This window comes from Streptomyces sp. NPDC088785 (assembly GCF_044750685.1).
Lineage (GTDB): Bacteria > Actinomycetota > Actinomycetes > Streptomycetales > Streptomycetaceae > Streptomyces.
This window is the reverse complement of sequence record NZ_JBIVKH010000004.1, coordinates 609,726-632,717: the sequence shown is the minus strand read 5'-3', so window position 1 is coordinate 632,717 and position 22,992 is coordinate 609,726. Positions and strand designations below refer to the sequence as shown.

Annotated in this window: 22 protein-coding genes and 1 pseudogene; 7 read left to right on the top strand and 16 right to left on the bottom strand. The window is 73.9% G+C overall.

The genetic code is table 11. From position 1 onward, the window contains the following. Positions 1–183: 183 nt before the first annotated feature. Complete coding sequence (locus ACIP5K_RS16850; protein WP_401410090.1) at positions 184–933, bottom strand: SDR family oxidoreductase; 750 nt, start codon at positions 931–933, stop codon at positions 184–186. 91 nt (positions 934–1,024) lie between these two features. Here ACIP5K_RS16850 and ACIP5K_RS16845 point away from each other — a divergent pair, with 91 nt between their 5' ends. The 4 genes from ACIP5K_RS16845 (at position 1,025) to ACIP5K_RS16830 (ending at position 4,965) form a co-directional block, all read left to right on the top strand. Further along, entirely contained in the window at positions 1,025–1,957 is a 933-nt protein-coding gene (locus tag ACIP5K_RS16845; protein ID WP_401410088.1) for a LysR family transcriptional regulator, read from the top strand. 19 nt (positions 1,958–1,976) lie between these two features. Next, positions 1,977–2,804, top strand: a complete 828-nt coding sequence (locus ACIP5K_RS16840; RefSeq protein ID WP_401410086.1) for a siderophore-interacting protein — start codon at positions 1,977–1,979, stop codon at positions 2,802–2,804. A 74-nt stretch (positions 2,805–2,878) separates the two neighbouring features. Further along, complete coding sequence (locus ACIP5K_RS16835) at positions 2,879–3,526, top strand: ArsR/SmtB family transcription factor (RefSeq protein WP_401410085.1); 648 nt, start codon at positions 2,879–2,881, stop codon at positions 3,524–3,526. A 185-nt stretch (positions 3,527–3,711) separates the two neighbouring features. Beyond that, the gene (locus ACIP5K_RS16830; protein ID WP_401410083.1) at positions 3,712–4,965 is read left to right on the top strand and encodes an MFS transporter; all 1,254 of its coding nucleotides are present in this window, start codon (positions 3,712–3,714) and stop codon (positions 4,963–4,965) included. A gap of 64 nt (positions 4,966–5,029) precedes the next feature. Here the strand turns inward: ACIP5K_RS16830 and ACIP5K_RS16825 are convergent, their stop codons facing one another. After that, a complete protein-coding gene (locus ACIP5K_RS16825; protein ID WP_401410081.1) occupies positions 5,030–5,392 on the bottom strand; it encodes a DoxX family protein in 363 nt (120 codons plus the stop codon). Between the two features lie 117 nt (positions 5,393–5,509). Here ACIP5K_RS16825 and ACIP5K_RS16820 point away from each other — a divergent pair, with 117 nt between their 5' ends. Beyond that, positions 5,510–6,394 carry a LysR family transcriptional regulator gene (locus tag ACIP5K_RS16820; RefSeq protein ID WP_401410079.1) on the top strand — a complete coding sequence of 295 codons (885 nt, stop codon included), beginning with the start codon at positions 5,510–5,512 and terminating at the stop codon, positions 6,392–6,394. Between the two features lie 96 nt (positions 6,395–6,490). Here the strand turns inward: ACIP5K_RS16820 and ACIP5K_RS16815 are convergent, their stop codons facing one another. From ACIP5K_RS16815 to ACIP5K_RS16790, 6 genes are all read right to left on the bottom strand, one after another. Beyond that, complete coding sequence (locus tag ACIP5K_RS16815) at positions 6,491–7,339, bottom strand: glutathione S-transferase C-terminal domain-containing protein (RefSeq protein ID WP_401410077.1); 849 nt, start codon at positions 7,337–7,339, stop codon at positions 6,491–6,493. A 358-nt stretch (positions 7,340–7,697) separates the two neighbouring features. Continuing rightward, entirely contained in the window at positions 7,698–8,825 is a 1,128-nt protein-coding gene (locus tag ACIP5K_RS16810; protein WP_401410075.1) for an LLM class flavin-dependent oxidoreductase, read from the bottom strand. Continuing rightward, positions 8,818–10,212 carry an NtaA/DmoA family FMN-dependent monooxygenase gene (locus ACIP5K_RS16805; RefSeq protein WP_401410073.1) on the bottom strand — a complete coding sequence of 465 codons (1,395 nt, stop codon included), beginning with the start codon at positions 10,210–10,212 and terminating at the stop codon, positions 8,818–8,820. Before ACIP5K_RS16805 ends, ACIP5K_RS16810 begins: the two co-directional genes overlap by 8 nt. A gap of 18 nt (positions 10,213–10,230) precedes the next feature. Then, positions 10,231–11,445, bottom strand: coding sequence for an LLM class flavin-dependent oxidoreductase (locus ACIP5K_RS16800; protein WP_401410072.1), 1,215 nt, complete (start codon positions 11,443–11,445; stop codon positions 10,231–10,233). Positions 11,446–11,562: 117 nt separating this feature from the next. Beyond that, a complete protein-coding gene (locus ACIP5K_RS16795) occupies positions 11,563–11,679 on the bottom strand; it encodes a putative leader peptide (RefSeq protein WP_401410071.1) in 117 nt (38 codons plus the stop codon). Between the two features lie 47 nt (positions 11,680–11,726). After that, positions 11,727–12,473, bottom strand: a complete 747-nt coding sequence (locus ACIP5K_RS16790) for a GNAT family N-acetyltransferase (protein ID WP_401410069.1) — start codon at positions 12,471–12,473, stop codon at positions 11,727–11,729. Between the two features lie 146 nt (positions 12,474–12,619). Here ACIP5K_RS16790 and ACIP5K_RS16785 point away from each other — a divergent pair, with 146 nt between their 5' ends. Beyond that, on the top strand, positions 12,620–14,698 hold the full coding sequence (locus tag ACIP5K_RS16785; RefSeq protein WP_401410067.1) for an ATP-binding protein: 2,079 nt from the start codon (positions 12,620–12,622) through the stop codon (positions 14,696–14,698). A gap of 47 nt (positions 14,699–14,745) precedes the next feature. Here ACIP5K_RS16785 and ACIP5K_RS16780 read toward each other — a convergent pair whose 3' ends face one another. The 5 genes from ACIP5K_RS16780 to ACIP5K_RS16760 all read right to left on the bottom strand — a co-directional run bounded on the left by ACIP5K_RS16780 (position 14,746) and on the right by ACIP5K_RS16760 (position 19,046). Continuing rightward, positions 14,746–16,068 carry a glycoside hydrolase family 18 protein gene (locus ACIP5K_RS16780; RefSeq protein ID WP_401410065.1) on the bottom strand — a complete coding sequence of 441 codons (1,323 nt, stop codon included), beginning with the start codon at positions 16,066–16,068 and terminating at the stop codon, positions 14,746–14,748. Between the two features lie 151 nt (positions 16,069–16,219). Further along, the gene (locus ACIP5K_RS16775; protein WP_401410064.1) at positions 16,220–16,438 is read right to left on the bottom strand and encodes a hypothetical protein; all 219 of its coding nucleotides are present in this window, start codon (positions 16,436–16,438) and stop codon (positions 16,220–16,222) included. Positions 16,439–16,472: 34 nt separating this feature from the next. Continuing rightward, complete coding sequence (locus ACIP5K_RS16770) at positions 16,473–17,510, bottom strand: MASE1 domain-containing protein (RefSeq protein ID WP_401410062.1); 1,038 nt, start codon at positions 17,508–17,510, stop codon at positions 16,473–16,475. Positions 17,511–17,546: 36 nt separating this feature from the next. Next, on the bottom strand, positions 17,547–18,392 hold the full coding sequence (locus ACIP5K_RS16765; protein ID WP_401410060.1) for a PP2C family protein-serine/threonine phosphatase: 846 nt from the start codon (positions 18,390–18,392) through the stop codon (positions 17,547–17,549). A gap of 66 nt (positions 18,393–18,458) precedes the next feature. Then, on the bottom strand, positions 18,459–19,046 hold the full coding sequence (locus ACIP5K_RS16760; protein WP_401410059.1) for a hypothetical protein: 588 nt from the start codon (positions 19,044–19,046) through the stop codon (positions 18,459–18,461). A gap of 80 nt (positions 19,047–19,126) precedes the next feature. Between ACIP5K_RS16760 and ACIP5K_RS16755 the strand changes: the two are divergent. After that, positions 19,127–19,267: pseudogene (locus tag ACIP5K_RS16755) on the top strand (hypothetical protein); the annotation flags it as partial. Positions 19,268–19,456: 189 nt separating this feature from the next. Here the strand turns inward: ACIP5K_RS16755 and ACIP5K_RS16750 are convergent. From ACIP5K_RS16750 to ACIP5K_RS16740, 3 genes are all read right to left on the bottom strand, one after another. Further along, positions 19,457–19,984, bottom strand: coding sequence for an SMI1/KNR4 family protein (locus ACIP5K_RS16750; protein ID WP_401410057.1), 528 nt, complete (start codon positions 19,982–19,984; stop codon positions 19,457–19,459). A gap of 116 nt (positions 19,985–20,100) precedes the next feature. Next, positions 20,101–21,312 (bottom strand): PP2C family protein-serine/threonine phosphatase, encoded by a 1,212-nt coding sequence (locus ACIP5K_RS16745; RefSeq protein WP_401410055.1) that lies wholly within the window; start codon positions 21,310–21,312, stop codon positions 20,101–20,103. Further along, positions 21,309–22,889 (bottom strand): ATP-binding protein, encoded by a 1,581-nt coding sequence (locus tag ACIP5K_RS16740; protein WP_401410053.1) that lies wholly within the window; start codon positions 22,887–22,889, stop codon positions 21,309–21,311. Before ACIP5K_RS16740 ends, ACIP5K_RS16745 begins: the two co-directional genes overlap by 4 nt. Positions 22,890–22,992 lie beyond the last annotated feature (103 nt).

Genomic DNA, 22,992 nt, shown 5'->3' with positions numbered 1-22,992 from the left:
TGGGCGTCCGTTTGGCCCTGGGCGTCCGTTTGGCCCTGGGCGCCCCTTCAGCCGTAGGCGTCCGTTCGGCCGTAGGCGTCCGTTCGGCCATAGGCATCCGTTCGGCCATAGGCATCCGTTCGGCCCTGGGCGTTCGTTCGGCGCCGCATCGTCTGCCCGGGCCGTTCGGGCGACGCGCCGGGGTCAGGCGGCGCCGCCGTTGGCGAAGAGCACCTGGCCGTTGGTCCAGCGGCCGTCGGGGCCGGCCAGGAAGGCGACCGCGCCCGCGATGTCCTCCGGTGTGCCGAGCCGCCCGAGCGGGGCGGCCGACGCGATCCGCTCGATCAGCTCGGGGCTCTTGCCCTCCAGGAAGAGCGGGGTCGCGGTCGGCCCGGGCGCGACGGTGTTGACGGTGACGTCCCGGCCGCGCAGCTCGCGGGCGAGGATCAGGGTCATCGCCTCCACCGCGCCCTTGGTCGCCGCGTAGGCGCCGTAGGTCGGCTGCTGCATACGGGTGACGGAGGTCGAGAAGTTGATCAGCGCGCCTCCGGGGCGCAGCCGCCGGGCGGCGAGCTGGGAGACGACGAACGTGCCGCGGACGTTGACCCGGTGCATCCGGTCGAAGGTGTCGAGGTCCATCTCGGTCACCGGCGCCAGGTGCATGATGCCGGCGGTGTTCACCACGACGTCCACCCCGCCGAACCGCTCCTCCGCGGTGTCGAAGAGCCGCGCCATCTCCTCCGGTTCCGCGACGTCGCCCGGCGCCGCGTACGCCGTGCCGCCCGCCGCGGTGATCGCCTCGACGACCTCGGCGGCCCGCGCCCCGGACCCCGCGTAGTGGACGACGACCGCGGACCCCGCGGCGGCGAGCCGGCGGGCGACCGCGCCGCCGATGCCGCCCGACCCGCCCGTCACCACGGCGACCCTGCGTCCGTCGCGCTCCGCGTCCGTCATCTTCTTCTCCTCGCCCTGTGCTGTCGGTGTCTCCACCCTCCGCCGCCCGCGACTATTTGTCTAATGAATCATTGATATCTAGGCTATGCGCATGGTGCATATGGAACGGGTCGACCTCAACCTGCTCGGCCCGCTGACCGCACTCCTGACGGAGCGGCACGTCTCGCGCGCGGCCGAGCTGGCCGGGATGAGCCAGCCCGCGATGAGCCGCGCGTTGCAGCGCCTGCGGGACACCTTCGGCGACGAGCTGCTGGTCCGCGCCCCGGGCGGGTACCGCCTCACGCCGCGCGCCGAGCGGATCCAGCGCCGGCTCGGCGCGGTCGTGCCCCGGCTGGAGACGCTGTTCGCGCCGGAGACGTTCGTGCCCGCCGAGGCGGCCGAGGCGTTCCGGATCGCGGGGACCGACTACGCCTCGGTCTTCGTCCCGGCCCTGGTCCGGCGGGTGTTCGGGCGCTCGCCACGCTCGACCCTGGACGTCGGCAGATGGCACGACGGCATCGTCGAGGACATCGACCACGGCCGGGTGGACCTGCTCTTCCACGCGGCGGGCAAGGCCTCGTCGGGGCTGCGCACCGAGCACCTCTTCGACGACCCGTTCCTGTGCGTCGTGGCGCGCGACCATCCGCTGGCCGACGGCCCGCGGCCGTCCCTGGACGCCTATCTCGACGCGGCGCACGTGGTCGTGGCCACCGCCGGTGGCCGCCAGAGCGCCATCGACGACCCGCTCGACCGGCTCCACCGGCCGCGCCGGGCCGGCCTGTCGGTGCCGTACCACTCCGTGGCGGCGCGCGCGGTGGCGGGCACATCGCTGATCGCCACGCTCCCCCGGCGCATCGCCGCCGAGCACGCGGCGGACCCGGCGCTGCGCGTCCTGCCCGCGCCGCCGGAGATCGGCCCGTTGCGCTACCACATGACCTGGCACCCGCGGCTCGACGACGACCCGGCGCAGCGCTGGCTGCGCGACACGGTCCGCGACGTGCTCGCCGAACCCCCGGCGGGCGAACCCCGGGAGACGGATAGTTAACTTAGGCTAAGCTAACTACGTGCCGAAGAATCCCAGGCTTGTCCCGAAGCACCCCGGCCTCTTCCGCGGTGAAGTGGTGCGCAGTGTGCGTTTCTCCCCGTCGATCCAGCGCGTGACGGTGTCCGGCGGCGCCTTCGCCGCGTTTCCGTGGCGCGGCTACGACCACTGGTTCCGGCTCTTCTTCCCGCTGCCGCACCAGGACGCGTTCGCCCTGCCGGACCTGTCGGGCACCAAGTGGTGGGAGCCGTACCTCGCCCTCCCGGAGGAGGTGCGCCCGCACTGCGCGAACTACACGGTGGCGGACTTCCGCCCCCGGACGGCGGAGCTGGACATCGACTTCGTGGTGCACTGCGGTCCGGCCGGGGAGCCCGAGGGCGCGGCGGCGATCTGGGCCTGCGCCGCCGGCCCGGGCGACCCGGTCGCCGTGCTGGACCAGGGCCTGCTGTTCGACTGCCCCGACGACGCCTCCGAGGTGCTGGTGGTGGCCGACGAGAGCGGCCTACCGGCCATGGGCGGCGTCCTGCGCTCGCTCCCCCGCGGCACCGTGGGCCGCGTCATCCAGGAGATCCCGGCCCACGGCGACCGGCGTGAACTCGACGCGCCGGACGGCGTATCGGTGACCTGGGTGGTCCGCGACGACGCCACCGCCGTGCCCGGCGCGGCCGCGCTGGCGGAGTTGCGGCGCCACGAGAAGGTGCCCGGGACGGGCTACGCGTTCGTCGTCGGCGAGTCGACGCTCGCCACCGAGGGCCGCCGCCATCTGCACCGGGCGGGCCTGCCGAAGAGCCGCATCACCTTCTCCGGCTTCTGGAAGCACAGCGGGGCCCGCCTCCAGCACGCGAGTTGACGGACCCCAGACCGCAAAGACTTCTTCGCAAACAGACCTTTGCGAAGAAGTCTTTGCGGTCTAGGGTGTCCCCCATGACTGACGCGGAGGACAGTGCGGACCGCCCCGGCGGGGCCGACGGGCATTCCGTCGTTCTGGACGCCGAGGGACTGCGCGCCCTCGCGCACCCGGTGCGCGTGCAGTTGGTGGGACTGCTGCGCAAGCACGGCCCGTCGACGGCCACCCGCCTCGCGGAGCGGCTGGGCGTGAATTCGGGGACGGCCAGCTATCACCTGCGCCGGCTCGGTGCGGCGGGCTTCGTCGAGGAGGACACCGGCCGCGGGAACGGGCGGGAGCGCTGGTGGCGTTCGGTGCACCGCACGATCTGGTTCAACGACCGGGACCTGGCCGCGCGCGAGCCCGAGGCGGCGCTCGCCTACCAGCGGTCGGTCGCCGCCCTCCACACCCTGCGCACCCAGCAGACGCTCAACTCCCTGCACACGATGCCCCGCGCCTGGCGGGACACCTTCGACATGAGCGACTGGGCCCTGCGGCTCACACCGGAGGAGACCACCGCGCTGTACGGGGAGTTGACGGATGTCCTCGCCCGGTACCGGCGCGACACCCCCGAGGCGGCGGCGTCCGCCCCCGAGGGCGCCGAGCGGGTGGGCCTCATCACCTATCTGCTCCCGGAACCCGACGCACCCGGCCCCGGGCCCGCGTCGGGGTCCGAGGAGTCATGAGCGGCGACGGCATGGGCGACGGGCGGTCGCCGGGCGGAGCCGAGCGGACCGGGGAGCGACCCGGGCGGGCCCCGGACGGGCGCGCGCGGATCCCGGACGGACGCGCGCGGACCCCGGACGGACGACGGCGTACCCCGGACCGTCCCGAGCGGTCCTTACGGCCGTTGAGCGGGGTGCTCGTGGCCATGGCCGTGTCACTGACCGGTACCCGGATCTCGGCGGTCGCCCTGCCCTGGTTCGTCCTCGTCACCACCGGCAGCGCCACCCGGACCGGACTGGTCGCCTTCGTCCAGATGGCGCCGTATGTCCTGGTCAAGGCCTTCACGGGACCGCTGGTGGACCGGGTCGGGCCGCGCCCCGTCTCCTGGACGACGGACCTGGTGAGCGCGGTCGCCGCCGCGGCCGTGCCGGTCTGCCACGCCCTGCACCTGCTGTCGTTCCCGCTGCTGCTGGCCCTGGTCGCGGTGATCGGCGCGGCCCGCGGCCCCGGCGACCTGGCCAAGGAGGTCATGGTGCCGGAGGCGGCCGAGCGGGGCGGGGTGCCGCTGGAGCGGGCCACCGGACTGTCCGGTGTGATCGAACGGCTCGCCTCCACGGTCGGCCCCGCGGCCGGCGGCTCGCTCGTGGCGCTGCTCGGACCGCTGACGGGACTCGTCGTCAACGCGGGGTGCTTCGCCCTCGGTTCCGTGGTCATCGGCCTGGCGCTGCCGCGCGGCACGGGACGCCCGGCCACATCCGCCGACCCCCCAGGGGACGCGGCGCCCGGGGACGACGCGACCCCCACGAACGCGGCGCCCGCGGGCTATTGGCAGCGTTTCGGCGAGGGCTTCACCTTCCTGCGCCGCGAGCCGCTGCTGCTCGCCGTCGTCGTCACGCTGGGCGTCACCAACCTCCTGGACGCGGCGATGTCCACGGTGCTCGTCCCCGTCTGGGCCGACGCGTCCGGGCGCGGACCCGCGGCGATCGGCCTGGTCGGCAGCGCGATGGGGGCGGCGGCGGTCGCCGGGAGCCTCATCGCGGCCGGGGTCGCGCACCGGCTGCCGCGCCGCACCGTGTTCTTCGCCGGCTTCCTGCTCGCCGGGGCGCCGCGCTTCCTGGTCCTCGCCCTCGGCGCGCCGTTGGGCGTCGTCCTGGCCGTCTTCGCGGTCAGCGGGTTCGGGGCCGGTTTCATCAACCCGGTGCTGGGAGCCGTCCTGTTCGAACGGGTGCCGCGCCCCCTGCTCGGCCGGGTCAACGCGCTCGGCGACTCGCTGTCCTGGGCCGGGATCCCGCTCGGCGGCCTGCTCGCCGGGGCGGCCGTCACCGCCCTCGGGCTCACGCCCGTGCTGCTGGCCTGCGCGTGCGCGTACTTCCTCACCACGAACCTGGCGGGGCTGCGCCCCGAATGGCGTGCGATGGACCGGGGACGGGAGCGGCCCGTGCCGAGTCCCACCGGGTGAGACCCGGCCGGCCGCCGCGACGTCCACCGCAGAAGAACGCCGGACCGCCAGCGCGGTCACGTGCTCAGAGCCAGCCGGTCGCCAGCCACACCGTGACGCCCGCGACGCCGATCAGCGCGAGGTTGAGGGCGATCATGCGGTCGCCCATCCGCAGGTGGACGCCGGTCGCCGCGACCTGGAGGACCACGAAGCCGACGGCGGCGGCGAGCGCCAGCCAGGGCGCGACGCCGGTCAGCGGCGGCAGGAGGAGACCGGCCGCGCCGAGCACCTCGATCAGCCCGATGCCCCTGACGGCCGCCATCGGCATGCTGTCCACCCAGGCCATCATGGGCCGGAGTTCGTCGCGGCCACGGACGAGCTTCACCCCGCCCCCGTAGACGTAGAAGAGGGCCAGCAGGCCGGCGACGAGCCAGTACGCGAGGTGCACGGGGTTCCTTTCGTGGCGCGGCGGCGGTGTGCCGCACGCCTCGATGGGACGGCCCCGCGCACCGCCCTGTCCAGGACGCGTTCCGCACCGCCGATACCGGCTGGGTATCGTCGCAGCATGGAGCTACGGACGCTGCGCTATTTCGTGGCGGTCGCCGAGGAGTTGCACTTCGGGCGGGCCGCCGCGCGGCTGCACATGAGCCAGCCGCCGCTGAGCCGGGCGATCCGGCAGCTGGAGGCGGACCTCGGCGCCGTCCTGTTCCACCGCTCGCCCGCCGGGGTCTTCCTCACCCCGGCCGGCACGGTCCTGCTCCAGGAGGCGCGCACACTGCTCGGCCAGGCCGAGCGGGCCCGCGCGCGGGTGGCGGCGGCGAGCGGCGCGGCGTCGCTGACCGTCGGCCTCCTGGGCGACAGCGCCGACCCGGACGTGCGGCGGCTGGCCGGCGCCTACCGGCGGCGGCATCCGGACGTCGAGGTCCGCATCCGCGAGACCGGCCTGGCCGACCCCACCTGCGGACTGCACGCCGGGCACGTGGACGTCGCCCTCACCCGCGCCCCGTTCGACGGGACCGGCCTGACCGTCCGCACCCTGCGCACCGACGCCGTCGGGGCGCTGCTGCGCGCCGACGATCCGCTGGCCGGGCGGCCCGCGCTGCGCCTGGCCGACCTGGCCGACCGCAGCTGGTTCACCTTCCCCGAGGGCACCGATCCGCTCTGGCAGGCGTACTGGAACGGCGGGGCCACCCGCGAGGGACCGGTGGTGCGTGCGGTGCAGGAGTGCCGTCAGGCCGTCCTGTGGAACGGGACGGTCGGCGTGACGCTCCTCGCCCACGACCCGGGCGCGGGGCTGATCGTGGTGCCGCTCGTCGACATGGAGCCGAGCCGCGCGGTGGTGGCCTGGACCGCGGGTGACGGCAACCCGCTGATCCGCTCGTTCGCCGCGCTCGCGGCGGCCGCGTTCCAGGGCGGCGCGGACCGCCCGCGGACCGGTACCCACGGCTGAGCCCGGCGGGTCGACCGGCTCGGCGGACGAGCACGGTGTGCGACGTGCGGGGCGTGCGGGGGCTTCGCCGGGGTTCCGGGGAGGCCCCTCGCGCGCTCAGGCCTGTACGTACGCGGCCCAGTCCACGATCTGCACGGCCGCTCCGGCGGCCTCCTCGCCCCGGCAGTGGGCGTGGTGCCTGCGGGCGATCCCGTCCAGGTCGAGGTGGCGGCCGAAGGCGGGGTGGGCCGTCAGCCGGCGGGCGTGGGCCCAGAGTCGGGGGTGGTCGGTGATGCGGTGCACGGCGGCGGCGTCCAGGTGGTGGCGGTGCACGGTGTCCAGCCGCACGAGGGTGGTCCAGAGGTGGACGTCGGCGAGGGTGAGGTCGTCGCCGAGCAGGTGGGTCCGGCCGTCGAGCCGGGCCTCCAGGTGGTCCAGGGCGTCGTGGAGGGTGGTCAGGGCGGTGGCACGTGCCACCGGGTCGGTGCCGGGCTCGCCGGCGCACTGGGCGGCGTCGGTGATGTCCTCGTCGCAGAGCCTGCCGAGCGCCTCGATCGCCTCCTCGGCGCCCCGCGGGTCGAGGTCGGGCCCGTGGTCGCCGAACTGCCGGGCGAGGTCGCGCAGGATGCCGGGGGTGTGCGTGCTGACGATCGTGCCGGTCCAGCTGTCGCTGAGCACCGGCGCCAGCGTCGGGCCGCGGTGCTGGTGCGCGCTCGCCTCGTAGAGCGGGCGCAGCGCGAGGTGTCCGCCGTCGGGGGTGTCCGGCACGGCGGACAGCAGGGTCACGGGGAGGGTGTCGTCGAGGGCGAGGAGGCTGTGGGTGACGGCGATCCGCATGCTGTCCGGACAGGACAGCGAGAGGTGGAGCCGGTAGCGGCGCGGGACGGCGTAGTAGCCGCTGCGCGCGTCGCAGCCGATCCTGCTGCGGAAGACGGGCGCGGCGGTCGAGGACGATGAGGCGGGCATACGTCTCCCTCAGAGTGCTGGGTCACAGGCATACGACGGCGACGGCGGGGCCGGGCACGGCAGGTGGTCCGTGCGGGTCAGGCGTGCGCGGGAGCAGGACCTCCGGGGCGCGGCGTCCTTGCCGCACTGCATACACGCGCGAGGTCGATGTACCGGCGGGACGTCAGCAGGGGCAGCTGCCGGACGGCGACGCGGACGGCGTCACCACCGAGGTCCGGCACGGCTCGACCCATGATTCCCTACCGATTCACTAGGATTCCCGTACAGGAGTCTCTTCCCGTGATCCAGCCCCGTCAAGAGGTCCGCGTCCAGCTCGTCCGCTCGTCTCACCACGTGAGAAGGGGTGCGGGCCCGCCGCTCACCTGCGGCGCCACTCCCGCGCCAGCAGCTCGTACGACCGCACCCGGGCGGCGTGGTCGTGGGTGATCGTCGTGATGAGCAGTTCGTCGGCGCCGGTGGCCTCCTGGAGCTGCGCGAGGTGGTCGGCCACCCGCCCCGGCGAGCCGACGAACCGGGTGTCGGCGCGGTCCCTGACGAGGTCGCGGTCCTCGTCGGTCCAGTCGAGGGCCCGCGCCTCGTCCGGCGTCGGGTAGGGGATGGCGCCCTCGGCGGTGCGGATGCTGCGGACCCAGGCCTCGTAGCCGTGGGCGAGTTCGCGGGCGGTGTCGTCGTCCTCGGCCACGACGACGTCCGCCGAGACGCTGACGTACGGCGCGTCGAGGACGTCGGACGGCTTGAAGTGGGCCCGGTAGCCGTCCACGGCCTCCAGCACGGTGCCGGGGCTGACGTGGTAGTTCGCGGCGAACCGCAGGCCCCGCGCGCCCGCCGCCTCGGCGCTCTGGCCGCCGCTGCTGCCCAGGATCCACACGTCGACCTCCGCGCCCTCCCCCGGCACCACGTGGGCCTCGACGCCGTCGGCCGAGCGGTAGGTGCCGGCCAGCAGGGCGAGCACGTCGTCGAGCTGCTCGGCGTAGTCCTGCGACTGGGCGCCGGGGAGCAGGAGCAGCTTGCGCTGCAACGCGATGCGCGGTGAGCCGAGGAGCCGTTCGAAGGAGAACGCGGGCGGGATCAGGAGGCCGTTCGGGGCCCGGCCGTCGACCACGGGCGTCGCGGTCGCCGGCGGTTCGGCCGGGCGGGCCGGCGGACGGCCGCCCGAGCGGCCGAGGCCCAGATCGAGGCGGCCGGGGTGCAGGGCGTCGAGCAGGCCGAACTCCTCGACCGTGCTCAGCGCGGTGCGGTGGCCGAGCTGCACGGCGCCGGAGCCGAGCCGGATCGTGGAGGTCCGCGACGCGGTGAGCGCGAGGACGACGGCCGGGGAGGTGCCCGCGACGCCGGGGTTGAGGTGGTGCTCGGCGAACCAGTACCGGGCGTACCCGAGGCGTTCGGCGTGCTGGGCCAGGTCGACGGAGTTGCGCAGCGCGTCGGCGGCGGTCGACCCGGACACGATCGGTACGAGGTCGAGCACGCCGAGGGGGATGTCAGACACGGGCGGACTCCTCGGGGGCCGGTGCGGCGGCGGGCGGTGCCTCGTCGGGGTGGGCGAGGCCGAGGTGGTGGCGCAGGGTCGGGCCCTCGTACTCGGTGCGGAAGACGCCCCGTTCCTGGAGGAGCGGGACCACCTGGTCGGCGAAGTCGTCGAGGCCGGTGGGGGTGATGTGCGGGACGAGGATGAAGCCGTCGCTGGCGTCGGCCTGCACGAACTCGTTGATCGTGCGCGCGATCGTCGCCGCCGAGCCGATGAAGTTCTGCCGGTTGCCGGTCTCGATGACGAGGTCGCGGATGGACCAGTTGTGGGCGGCGGCCCGTTCGCGCCACTCGCGGGCCGTGGCCAGCGGGTCGCGGTACATGCGCACCTGGGCCCGGCCCTTGGAGATGTGCTGGTCGCCGACGTCCGGGTCGATCTCGGGCAGCGGTCCGTCCGGGTCGTAGGAGGACAGGTCCCGGTTCCAGACGAACTCCAGGTGCTTGAGGGCGGTGGCGCCGCTGACCTGCTGGCGGCGCACCTCCCTGGCCAGTTCCTCGGCCTCGGCGTCGGTGTCGGCGAGGGTGAAGGTGGCGGCCGGGAGGATCAGCAGCTGGTCGGCGCGGCGCCCGAATTTGGGGAGGCGGTCCTTGACGTCCGTGTAGAAGGCCCGGCCCTCCTCCAGGGTGGCGTACCGGCTGAAGATGGCGTCGGCTTCGGACGCGGCGAACTCGCGGCCCTCCTCGGAGTCGCCCGCCTGGAAGATGACGGGGCGGCCCTGCGGGGAGCGCGGGACGTTGAACCGGCCGTGGATGTCGAAGTGCTGTCCGGTGTGGACGAAGGAGCCGGCCTTCGCGTCCCGCAGGAAGGCGCCGGTCTCCTGGTCGGCCAGGATCTCGTCGCCGTGCCAGGAGTCGAGGAGTTCGTGCGTGGTGGCCAGGAACTCCTTGGCGCGGGAGTAGCGCTCCTCCTGCGGCAGGAAGCCGCCGCGCCGGAAGTTCTCGCCGGTGAAGGCGTCCCAGGAGGTGACGACGTTCCAGGCGGAGCGGCCCCCGGAGAGGTGGTCAAGGCTGGCGAACTGGCGGGCCACCTCGTAGGGCTCGTTGAACGTGGAGTTGATGGTGCCGGTGAGGCCGAGGTGTTCGGTGACGGCGGCGAGCGCGGCGAGGACGGTGAAGGTGTCGGGGCGGCCGACGACGTCCAGGTCGTATATCTGCCCGCCCTGTTCCCTGAGCCTGAGCCCTTCGGCGAGGAACAGGAAGTCGAACTTGGCGCGTTCGGCGGTCCGGGCGAAGTGGGCGAAGGAGCTGAACTCGATGTGGCTGCCGGACCTCGGGTCGCTCCACACGGTGGTGTTGTTGACGCCGGGGAAGTGCGCGGCCAGGTGGATCTGCTTCAGTGGCTTGTTCATGGTCGGGGTCCCTCCGGCTCAGGCGGTGGCGGCGTGCGGGGCGTAGCGGTTGGCGGGCCGGCTCAGGCCCAGCAGGCCGCGCAGCGTGTCGGCCTCGTAGGCGGTGCGGAACGCGCCGCGGCGCTGGAGTTCGGGGACGAGGCCGCGGGTGATCGCGGGGAGGTCGTGGCCGGCGACGGCGGGCCGCAGCCGGAATCCGGTGAGTCCGCCGCCCGCCAACTCCTGGAGCAGGTCGGCGAGTTCGGCGGGGGTTCCGGCGAAGATCAGCGCGTCGCTGGTGTAGGGCTCGCCCGCGAGGGCGTCCAGCCGCTCCCTGCGGGCCCGGGCCGCGCCCGGCTCGTCGTCGAGGAGGACCACGAGGTCGCCGAAGACGTGCAGGGGCTCGTCGGCGCGGCCGGCCGCCCGCTGCTCGGCGCGGATCCGGTCGACGATCGAGCGGGCCTCCGCGGTGTCGTGCGGGGTGATGTAGCCGACGTCGGTGGCGCGGGCCACCAGCCGGAAGGGGACGGTGTCGTGGGCGAGGGCGGTGACCAGCGGCTGGCCCTGGGGCGGGCGGGGGGTGATGGAGGGGCCCTTGACGCTGAAGTGGCGGCCCTCGAAGTCGATGTAGTGCAGCTTGTCGCGGTCGATGAAGCGGCCGGTGGCGGCGTCCCGGATCTCGGCGTCGTCCTCCCAGCTGTCCCACAGCCTGCGCACCACCTCGACGTGGTCGACGGCCTCGTCGAAGAGGTCGGTCACCGCCTCGGCGGGGTTCGGCAGGTCCCGCATCTCGATGCGCGGGACGGTGCGGCGGCCGAAGTGGTCCGCCTCGTTCGACCGGGGCGAGATCTGGACGCGCAGTCCCGCGCGGCCGTTGCTGACGTAGTCGAGGGTGGCGATGGCCTTGGAGATGTGGAACGGCTCGGTGTGGGTGGCGATCACCGTCGGCACGAGACCTATGTGCCGGGTGAGCGGGGCGACCCGGGAGGCGATGAGGACGGCGTCGAGGCGGCCGCGGACCTGGTCGGTGCGGTCGTCGGGGTCCGGGAAGAGGGACGACTGCGGGCCGAGGCCGTCCTCGATGGTGACGAAGTCGAGCAGGCCGCGCTCGGCCTCCTGGACCAGGCCGGTCCAGTGGGCGGCGGTGAACAGGTCCCGGGGGCGGGCCACCGGCTCGCGCCAGGAGGCAGGGTGCCAGCCGGTGCCGTCCAGGGCGACGGCGAGGTGCAGCGGGGAAACGGGTGTTGGGGACACGGGTGGGTGCCTTCCTGGAGGTCCGTGACACGAGGACGCCGAGCCCTCGCGCGGGGCGGCGGAGCAGGGATCACCGGCCGGGCGGGCGCGAGGGCGCGGGCGGGGCCGGGGAGCGGGTCAGGGACGACAGAGCGCGCCGGCCACCCGCCGCAGGTCGATGTGCGGCCGGGTGTGCAGACGGACGACGCGGCGCGGGCGCAGGGTGCGCGGGTGGTTCCGGTGCGCTGTCCGCATGTGCCGCGCCTCCGTCCCCCATGCCGTGGTGCGCGTCCCGTCGTGGGTCACAACGCCTCCGTCGCGCGGGGTGTTCCGGGCGCGCGCAGCAGCAGGATCCGGGTCCGGCGGCGCAGGGTGAAGCCCATCGCCTCGTACAGCCGGATGGCCTGGGTGTTGGTCGCGGCGGCGTGCAGCAGAGGGGTGTCGCCGCGGTCGCGGATGCCGGCGGCGACGGCGCGGACCAGCAGGCCGGCCAGTCCCCTGCCGCGGTGTTCCGGATCGGTGCAGACGGCGCTGATCTCCGTCCAGCCGGGCGGTCGCAGCCGCTCGCCCGCCATGGCGACGAGCCGTCCGCGGTGCCGGATGCCGAGGTAGGTGCCGAGGGCGACGGTGCGCCGCAGGAAGGGTCCCGGCCGGGTGCGGGCGACGAGGTCGAGCATGTCCGGTACGTCGTCGGGGCCGAGCCGCACCGCCCGGGGCGCGGGTTCGGCGCGCAGCGCGGTGTCGACGAGCTGGACGCCCCGCCCGCCGCCGACGACCTCCCAGCCGGCCGGCACGGTCTCGACCCCCTTGATCCGTACGGTGTTGCCGGGCCCGACGAGCGTGTGCAGGTCGGTCCAGGCGGCGGGGTCCGAGGGGTCGGCGAGGGCGGCGTACGCGTAGACGTCGGCCGGGTACCGGGCGGCCCGGCCCACGCGCTCGGCGAGGTGGGCGTGCGGACCGGCGAGGGCGGCCCAGACCGCGTTGTCCAGCGGGTGGGTGCTCGGGTCGGCCGGCGCTCTGGGGATCACCCCACCATGTGTAACAGCCATTTGAGGGGTAAATCATTGCAGCTGCATGAAATCCGGCCCTGGACGTGGCTCGGAACCGGCCGTCCGGGAACGCAGGTGCCCCCGTACCGCAGCCGTCTTTCGAAGAGTTGAGCAGATACCGAGTGACCCGTGGGGAGAATCCTGCTGTGCTGATCAACCTGCCGAGTGAGACCACGCCGTGTGTGGGACGGACCGCCGAGCTGGCCGAGCTGCGCGAACTGCTGCGCGGGCCGGGGCTCGTGACCGTGACCGGCGGGGCCGGCATGGGCAAGTCCCGCCTGGCGCTGCGCGGGGTGCGCGGGAGCGACTGGGCCGGTTTCGACGCGGTGTGCTGGGCCGATCTGTGGCCGGTGCGCAGCGACGCGCTGCTCGCCGCGTCGGTCGCGGAGGCCCTCCACCTCTCGGACCACACCTCGCGGACGCTGGTCGAGGCGCTGTGCGACTGGATCGGCAACCGGCGCGTGCTGCTGGTCCTCGACTCCTGCGAGCACCTGGTGGCGGCGGCGAGGTCCCTCGTGGCGGACCTCCTGACGGTGTGTTCCCGGCTGACGGTGCTGGTCACCAGCCGGGAGGCGCTGGGGATGGCGGGCGAGGCGGTGCTGGAACTGGGGCCGCTCGACCCGGTGACGGAGGGCGTCGCCCTCTTCGCGGCGCGGGCCACCGCGGCGGGCCGCCCCTTGCGCGACACCACGGAACGGCTGCTGGCGACGCGGCTGAGCAGCCTGCTGGAGGGGGTGCCGCTCGCCCTGGAACTGGCCGCCGGCCTGCTGCGGCACCGGACGCTCCAGGAGGCGTGGGAGCTGGCGCAGCAGCGGCCCGAGGCGCTGGGGCGGCGGGAGGCGGGGCGGCGCGCGTCGCGGCACGACGCGCTGCGCACGGCGGTGGGGTGGAGCCACGAGCTGTGCCGTCCGGCGGAACGGCTGCTGTGGGCGCGGCTCGCGGTGTTCCCGGGGTCCTTCGACGCCGACCTCGCGGCCCTGGTCTGTCCGGGCGGGCCGCTGACGGCGGACACCCTGCGCGAGGCGCTGTCCGGTCTGGTGCGCAAGTCGGTGGTGGTCCTGCACGACGGCAGGTACCGGATGCTGGACTCGGTGCGGGACTACGGCCGCATGTGGCTGGACGAGCTGGGCGAGGGGGCGGCCGTCGCCGCGCGGCACGCCGCCGCGATGCTGGCGACCAGCCGGCGCGCGAACGACGGCTGGCTGACCGCCGAACAGCAGCACTGGTACGCCCGGATGCGCGACCTGTACCACGACGTGTGCCTCGCGACCCGTCACCTGATCGACGCGGAGGACCCCGCCGCGCTGGAACTCATCGGCAACACGGCGTTCTTCTGGGTCTGTTCGGGCCATCTGCACGAGGTGGCCTACTACGCGCAGCTCGCGCTCGAAGTGGCGCCGCGCGACGACCCGCGGCGGGTGCGCGCCCTGTGGACGCTGGGGCTGGCCCGGATCCTCCAGAGCGATCACACGACGGGCCGCACGCACGCGCAGGCGAGCCTGGCCGAGGCCTTCGCCGCCGGGGACACGGAGGGCGTGCGGCAGGCCGCCTATCTGGAGGGGCTGGCCTCGCTGCTCGACGGCGAGCCGGTCGCGGCGCTGAGCCGTGCCGACGAGGCGCTGCGGGCGGGGGTCCCGGCCCCCCGGGACGCGACCGGTCCGCCCACGGCCCCCGGGTCGGACGCGCCGCGGCCGAAGCTCACGTTCGGGCTGCTGCTGTGCGGTCTGGTGCGGGTCTTCGCGCTCACCGGCGCCGGCCGCCTCGAACAGGCGCGGCGGGAGGCGCAGGAGCAGCGCGGGGTCTGCGTGGAGCTGCGGGAGTACTGGACGCGTTCCTACCTGGACTACCAGCTCGCCCTGATCGCCCTGATCGAGGAGCGGCACCGGGCCGCGGCCGGTCACGCCCGCGACATGCTGGACGCGAAGCAGCGCATCGGCGACCAGTTCGGCATCGCCATGGGGCTCGATCTGCTCGCCACGAGCTGGTGCGCGCAGCAGGACCCGGACCGGGCGGTGGTCGCGATCGCGGCGAGCGACCGGTTCTGGAGCGCCGTCGGCCTGCTGCGCCGCGGCACGCCCGAGGTGCTTCCGATGTGCGCGCTGACCCGGGCCAGGACCCGGGCGCTGCTGGGCAGTGCGGCGTACGAGGATCAGGTGCGCCGGGCCCAGTCGATGGCCCCGGACTCGCTGCTGCACACGGTGCTGGGCCAGCAGCCGACGCGCTGACCCGGCACCGCGGGGCGGCCCGACCGGGGCCGCCCCGCGTGCGTGGTTCAGTGCCCGAGGACGCGGTCCACGGTCCGCACGAGTTCCCCGTCGGGGGTGTCGCCGTCCAGGGACCAGAACATGGCGCCGCCGAGTCCCTCGGCCTTCACGTAGCGGGACTTCTGGGTGAGCACCCGCGGGTCGTCGTACGTCCACAGGGTCGTGCCGTCGAACAGCCAGGCGTGGCCGTCGCGCGCGTCGCGGTGCAGGCGGTACGTGCCCGAGTCCGCCAGCGCCTTCAGCTCCTTGTAGTCGGCGTAGCCGTTGGCCCACTTCGCCGGGGCGGGTGCCGTGGCGGGCTGCCCCAGGCCGTCGCCGCCGCCGGTGACACCGGTCCAGCCCTGCCCGTAGAACGGCATGCCGACGACGAGCTTGCGGGCCGGGGCGCCGCGCCGCAGCCAGGCGTCGACCGTGCCGTCGACGCTGAAGTCGTCGCGGGCGTACAGGGCGGACTGCTGGGCCGTCGTCTTCTCGCCGCTGACGTGGAAGTCGTAGCCCTGGAGGTTGACGAAGTCGAAGTCCTTCATGATCTTGCGGACCTCGAACCCGGCGTCGATCTTGGCGGGTGCGGTCGGGACGAACGCGGACAGCTCGTAGTTCTTGTGCCGGGTGCGGCCGTAGGCGTCGAGCTGGTGGCGGAACTCGGCGACGAGCGCGGTGAAGTTCCGCTTGTCCTCCGGGCGGTACACGGTGTCGGTGTCGCCCTCGGAGCCGGGCCACTCCCAGTCCAGGTCGACGCCGTCGAAGACGCCGGCCGCGGCGCCGGCGCCGCCCCGGGCGCCGTCCTGCGGCAGGTTGCCCTTGAGGTAGAGGTCGACGCAGGAGGCGACGAGCGCCTTGCGGGCGGCGGGGGTGCGGACCGAGTCGGAGAAGTTCGTCGACCAGGACCAGCCGCCCAGCGAGATCATGACCTTGAGGCCGGGGTGCGCGGCCTTCAGCTCCCGGAGCTGGTTGAAGTTGCCGGCGAGGGCCTGGGTGTCGGTGTCGGCGACGCCGTCCACCGAGTTCTCGGCGTCGAGCGGGCGCTGGTAGTCGGCCCACGGGTCGGATTCACCGGGGACGTTGCCCATCAGGCACTTCCCGTCGGTGCCGATGTTGCCGAACGCGTAGTTGATGTGGGTGAGCCGGGCGGCGGCGCCGCTGCGCTCCAGGTCCTGGACCTGGAAGTCCCGGCCGTAGACGCCCCATTGGGTGAAGTAGCCGACGCGGCGCGCGCTGTCGTGGTGGGAGCCGTGGTGGCCGTCGTGGGCGACCGCGGCCGGCGCGATCGCGCCGAGCAGGGAGAGCGAGGTGACGGCGACAGCCGCCCGGGACAGAAGTCTTCGGCGCACGGGAGAAGGCGGGCGCAGGCGCATGACGGAGCTCATTCCTGTGAGGCGTGGTGCACGTGCCGTACGAGCGGTGGACTTGCCTGCACGAGAAACTATTGGTCTGGACCATCAGGGTCAAGAGTGGGGAAAGCCCGGCCCGCGCCCGGGGCGGCTACCGCAGGTCGAGCGTGTCCGCCGCGGTGACCAGGCGGCGCAGCTGCTGCTGGTCCCAGCCGGTCAGCCGCGACACCTCGGTCCAGTCCTCGGGGGTGGCGTCCTCGGCGCGCAGGGCGGCGGCGGCCTCGGCCTCCAGATCCGTGCGGGCCGCGTCCAGCGCGGCGACAGCGTCCTGGTACCTCTGAAGGGCGAGTTCCATCTTGGCGGCGTCCATCGCCGCATTGTGCACCACGCGGGGCGTCCCGGGCTCACTGCGGCGGCGGGGCGGGCGCCCGGCCGGGTGGTCGCGGTCCGTCGTCCGTGGCCCGCTGACCGGCGGCGTTCGGCAGGTTCTCCCCCGCCGTGAGGTGGTCGAGGACCTCGGCGAGCTCGTCACAGGCTCGCTGGATCGAGCGACGCGTGGCGCGCTGTTCGGTCACCAGGGAGGACAGCAGCAGCGCGGTGAGCGCGACGGCGCCGTTGAACGCGCCGAGCTTCGCCATGACCTCCAGGCCGGACTGCCGGACGAACGCGCCGCCTCCGGTGTTCGCCTCGAAGGTGGCCAGCACGGACGCGAACAGCGCGCACGACATGCTGCCGATCAGCTCGAACCGCAGGGCGGCCCAGACCAGCAGCGGGAAGACGAGGAAGAGCAGGCTGATCGGGCTGAGCGCGGCCAGCGGGACGAGCACCAGGGCGGTCACCACCAGGCACAGCGCCTCCTTCCACCGGTGGAGCCCGAAGCGCCCCTTCGGGGCGAGGAACAGCAGGATCAGCGGGGTGACCAGCAGCACGCCCATCGTGTCGCCGACCCACCAGGCCAGCCACACCGTCCAGAAGTCGCCCGTGTCCAGCTTTCCGGTCAGCACCTGCACGCCGACGCCCGCCGTGGAACTGATGACCATGGCGCACAGCCCGCCGAAGACCAGGGCCATCCCGTCGCGCAGCCGGGACACGTCGGGCCGGAAGCCGATCCGGCGCAGCAGCAGGACGGCGCAGAGCGGCGCGGCGGTGTTCCCGGCGACGTTGACCAGCGTGGTGGCCTGGGGCGTGGTGAGGGAGGCGATGACCAGCAGGGAGCCGAGCGCGACGCCGGGCCACACCCGCAGGCCGAACACGAGCAGGGCGGCGACGGCGACGCCGGTGGGCGGCCAGACGGGGGTGACCACGACACCCTCGATGTCGAGCCGGCCCAGCAGGCCGAGCCGCCCCGACAGGTAGTAGGCGGCGGCGACGAGCAGCGTCGTGAGAACGGTCCCCGCGGGCCGTCGTAACCATCGGCAGTCCACCACAGAGCCATCAGACACCGGCGCGGGCTCTCCGGCCACCGGCGGCGCGTCCGATCAGGGGTCCGCGGGCCGCCGCCAGCGGCTGCCGCCGTCGTGGCCGACGACGAGGACGGCCGCGTCGTCCTCGTGTCCCACCGAGTCCGCCAGCTTCATGACGGCCCGGGCGAGGGCGTCGACGCCCATGCCCGCGACGACGGCGATCTCGGCGAGCCGGGTGACCTGGCCGAGCCCGTCGTCGAGGCTCAGCGACGGCCCCTCCACCACGCCGTCGGTGAGGAGCACGAAGACCCCGCCCTCGGTGAGCCGGTGCCGGGCGACGGGGAAGGCCGCGCCCCGCAGCACGCCGAGCGGCGGTCCGCCCTCCCGGTCGTCGACGCCGGAGCGGCCGTCGGCGGTGGCCCAGATGTGCGGGATGTGGCCGGCCCGGGCGCAGTCGAGGACTCCGGTGCGGGGATCGAGGCGCATGAAGGTGCAGGTGGCGAAGAGGTCGGCGGCGAGGGAGACGAGCAGGTCGTTGGTCCGGCTCAGCAGCTCGCCGGGGTCGGCGGTGACCGAGGCCAGCGCCCGCAGCGCCACCCGGACCTGGCCCATGAAGGCGGCGGCCTCGATGTTGTGGCCCTGCACGTCGCCGATGGACATGCCGAGGGTGCCGTCGGGGAGGATGAAGGCGTCGTACCAGTCGCCGCCGACGTTCAGCCCGTGGGTGGCCGGGGTGTATCCGACGGCGACCTGGATGCCGGGCGGCTGCGGCAGGTCGCCCGGCAGCATGCCCCGCTGGAGCTCCACGGCGAGTTCGACGCGGGAGCGCTGGACCGCCGCCAGCTCGCGGGCCCGCGCGGTCATCGTCCCGAGTCTGTCGAGCAGCTCCTCGCCGTCGTCGACCGACCTGCTGCGGACCATGGCTCAAGCCTGCCCGCAGTCGGCGGCCGGCGCACCCGGGCGGGCCGGGTGGTCAGAACACGGGGGTCAGGACGTGGGGTGCGCGGGCCCGGGGACGGTCTCGTGCGTGCGCGGGGCGCCGTGCGCCTCGGGGGCGGCGGGCGCGGGCGCGGTGCCGAGGGCCGCGTCCATGGCGCGCAGCCGGCGGTTCGTGAGGCTGCTCATGTACGTCAGCCAGGTGAGGAACACGACGGTCAGGACCGCGAACCCGACGGTCTGGCGGGGTCCCGCGGTGAAGGCCGTCAGGACGGTGATCCCGACGAACATGACCGCGAGGAAGGCGAGCGCGGCCTTGCGGTGCCGTCCGCGGTGCGTGCGCTGGTCGACCAGCCGCCGCATGGCCTGCCGCTCCGCGGGGTCCGTGGGGACGTCGCCGGTGCGCAGCCGCCGGTCGAGGGCGATCAGGCCGTCCGTGCTCCCTGCGGCGCGCCGCTCCTTGCGCCGCGCGGTCAGCGCGATGCCGACACCGGCCAGGGATCCGAACACGGTGCGTCCGAGGACGGCGGCGAACGAGCCCTGCGGGTAGAGCAGTTGGACGATCACGACACCGGCGAGCACTCCCAGCAGGAGCTGTGCCCAGAAGTGCCTGGCGAAAAAGGTGTGGACGCGTTCCATGGGCCCTCTCCTCGGGTCGGCTGCCGGGTCACGTCCGGGTTCCCCTGTCCCTCGCGCGTACGCGGTACCCGGCCCACGGGATGCGGAGCCGGGCCGTCCGGCCGGGAGACCGAGGGACCGGAGACGTTGCTGGCCAAGTGCGCCGGGCTCGAACCGGCCCACTTGCGCGGACGGCCGTGGAGCCGTCGAACCTCAGCCTGCGCCGGGTCCACGTGTCGATGATCCAGGAATACGCCCGTCACGACGGCCGTGCCGACTTCCTGCGGGAGCGGACGGACAGGGCAGTTCACCTCCCTCCTACCCCTGGATCTCCCCGGCCGCCCGGCGGCGGCCCGCATCGGCTCGCTTTCGTGCGTGGATTTTTTCCAGGCCCCGCAGGAGGCGAGGGCCGGCCGGGAAGGCCAGTGGGCTCAGCCGGAGGTTTCTGCGCCGGGCTCGCACTCGAAGTCGCGGGCGGCGGTCAGGCCTTCGATGAAGGACCGGAAGTCCGGGGCGAGGGCGAGTTCGGTGCGGAAGTCCGCATCGAGCCAGGCGACAGAGGGTTCTGCGTACCGGCCACAGACTCGGTAGTCGAGCCCGATCCAGCAGTGTCCGTCGCCCGAGAACAGCACCAGCCCGGCTGGAAGTCCCCATTCTCCGACCAGGTACGGACTGTCGAGCAGGGAGCTCGTTCCCTCGCGACGGCCGATGCCCAGCACGTTGTCGAAGGGGACGTGGTCGGCGCTCCACGAAGTCGGCTCGCTGGTGGGGAAGGCATTCCAGTCGTCGGCGACCTCGCCGCCATTCCGATGGCTCAACAGGTCGAGCAGGGAACGGGGAAGCGTGACCCCGAGCAGTCGCTGGGCTTCCACGATCGCCCGGCCGGTCAGCGCCGGCTGCACCGTGCAGTCGCTACTGGTGTCCCACAGGGAGTGCCGGAGATCTTCAAAGCGTGCCATGGCCAGCATCGTAGAAGTGATGTCCCGCAGTTTCCCTCCCGGATGCCGCTGCTGTCCGCCGCCTTCCTGGTCACCGAGGGGCGCCGCACCCACCCGCGTCCCGCCCGGGATCCAGGTCAGCGCACCCCGGCCCGCTGCCGCTGCGGCGCGAGGGCGGGCAGACCGGTCCAGTCCAGGCGCAGGACGGCGAGGTCGTCGGTGTGCCGGCCGGCGTTGCGGACCTGGACCTCGTCGAGGACGCGGTCCAGGTGCGTGCCCGCGTCGGAGTCGGCGCAGGCGTCCATGATGGCGAGCAGCCGGTCGACGCCGAGCCGCTCGGCGCTCTCGTCGACGTGCCCCTCGATCAGGCCGTCGGTGTAGAGGAGCAGCGAGCCGGAGGGCGGCAGGCGGACGGTGGTGACCGGCCACCTGTGCAGGCCCGGGGCGATGCCCAGGGCCACTCCGTGCTCGATGACGAGTTCCCGGGAGCGCCCGTGGGAGGTCAGCAGCGGCGCGTGGTGGCCGGCCAGGTGGAGGGCGGCGGTGCCCGCGGCCCGGTCCAGGGTCACCAGGGTGCAGGTCGTGAACAGGTCGGTGCTGCTGCGCTCGGCGATGTGCATCTGCTCCAGGAGGTCCAGGAGGGCCCCGCCGCGGTGGCCGCCCAGGGTGAGGGAGCGCCAGGCGATGCGCAGGCAGACGCCGAGGGCGGCGGCGTCCGGGCCGTGCCCGCTGACGTCGCCGATGACGGCGTGCACCTGTCCGTCGGGGGTCTCCACGACGTCGAGGAAGTCGCCGCCGAGCAGGGCCTGCTCGCGGCCGGGGAAGTAGCGGCTGGTGGCGACGACGCCGCCGCTCGACAGCATGGGGGCGGGCAGCAGGCCGCGCTCCAGGCGGGCGTTCTCCTCGGCGCGCAGCTTGCCCGCCTGGAGATTGGCGCTGGCCCGCTCGGCCTGCTTGCGGTGCACGGCGTAGCGCACGGCCCGCTGGAGCAGGTCGGGCTCCACCTTGCCCTTGACCAGGTAGTCCTGGGCGCCGGCGGCGAGCGCCTCGATGCCGGCCTGGGACTCCGCGAGGCCGGTCAGCACGATGACGGCCGCGTCCCCGGCCGCGTCGAGGAGTTCGGCGACGGCCCCGACCCCGGAGGCGTCGGGCAGGTGCAGGTCGAGCAGGATGCAGTCGCTGCTCCGGGTCGCCAGCGTCCGCCGCGCCTCCTCCAGCGTGCGGCAGTGGTCCAGGACGTGGTCGATGTCGGTGTCGAGCAGGAGCTCCTCGACGAGCAGGGCGTCTCCGGCGTCGTCCTCCACCAGCAGGATCCGGCAGGGGGCGGACGTCCCATCGAGCGCGGTCATGGCAGCAGCGATCCTTCACTGTCGGCCGCCTCGGCGGACGTCTGCTGGGGGAACGTGAAGCTGATCGAGGTGCCGTCGCCGTCGACCGGGTCGACGGTGATGGTGCCTCCGTGGAACTCGACGGTCTTCTTGCACATCGCGAGGCCGATGCCGGTGCCCGGGTAGGCCTCACGGGTGTGCAGCCGCTGGAAGATCACGAAGACCTTCTCGCGGAACTCGGGGGCGATACCGATGCCGTTGTCCCGCACGGTGAACCGCCAGTGGTCGTCCTCCTCCCGCACGGTGACCCGGATGTGCGGGGGGCGGTCGGGGGCGCGGAACTTGATGGCGTTGGACAGCAGGTTCTGCCAGAGCAGGGTCAGCTGGCCGGTGTCGCCGTGCACGTCCGGCAGGGGGTCGTGCTCGATGCGCGCGCCCGACTCCTCCATGGCCACGCTGAGCGAGTCGACGGCGCTGGCGAGCGTGTCCTCCAGCGACACGCTGCGCTGGTCGTGGACGCGGCCCACGCGCGAGAACATCAGCAGGTCGTTGATGAGGACCTGCATGCGGTTGGCGCCGTCGACGGCGAAGGAGATGTACTGGTCCGCCCGCTCGTCGAGTTTGCCGCCGTAGCGGCGCTGGAGGAGCTGCGTGAAGCTGGAGATCTTGCGCAGCGGCTCCTGGAGGTCGTGCGAGGCGACGTACGCGAACTGCTCCAGCTCGGCGTTCGAGCGCCGCAGGTCCTCGGCCTGCTGGTCGAGGAGGGCGCGGCCCTCCTCGCTGCGGGCCAGCTCCGCCACCAGGCGCACGCGCATCGACTCGACGTCGTGGGCGAGCTGGCGCAGGTCGGCCGGGCCGGTGGCGGGCAGCTCCCGGTCGAACTGGCCGCGGCCCACGTCCCGGGCGGCGGTGCCGAGCTGGGTCAGCGGGCCGGTGACGCCGCGCCGCAGCCCGTAGAAGATGACGCACATCAGGACGACGATGACGGCGGCGATGGCGATGAACACGACGTTGCGCAGCCGCTGTGCCGTGTCCAGGTCCTCGCCCGCGTGCTGCCGGGCGGCCAGCAGGTGGTCCTGCTGCCGGGACAGGGAGACGCGCACCTCGTCGAAGAGCCGCTTGCCGTCCCCGGCCCGGTCGGCGGTGATCCGGACCGCGTCGGCGCTCGACGCCTCGGCGACCGGCCGTGCCAGGCCCCGCTGCCAGCTCTCCACGTCGGCCCGCACCGCCCGCAGGTCCTTCTCGGCCTCGCCCGACCCGGCGACGAGCCCGTCCAGCGCCTTCAGCGCGGCCTTCTCGTCCGCCCTGCCCCGGGTGTACGGCGTGAGGAAGTCGCGGCGGCCGGTGAGCCCGTAGCCTCGGACGCCCGTCTCCTGGTTGACCAGGGCCGCCTCCAGGCGCACCGCGTTGATCAGCGCCGGGGAGCGGGTCTGCACCACCTCGTCGGTCAGCCGCGAGGTGGTGCTCAGCGCCCACGCGCCCAGCGACCCGAGGATCAGCAGCAGGACGGCGCTCGCGGCGACCCCTGTCGTCACCCAGCGTCGGGTCGTCCAACGAGCTATGCCCGTCGGCTCGGGCCGTTCCGCGCCCACGTCCATGCTCCTGTGCTCCTTCGCCCGTCACAAGGTCCGCGGCCCTCGGGGGGCAGCGTCGATACCATACGGCACCCGACAACACTTGTTGTCGCCGGAGTTCCCTGAC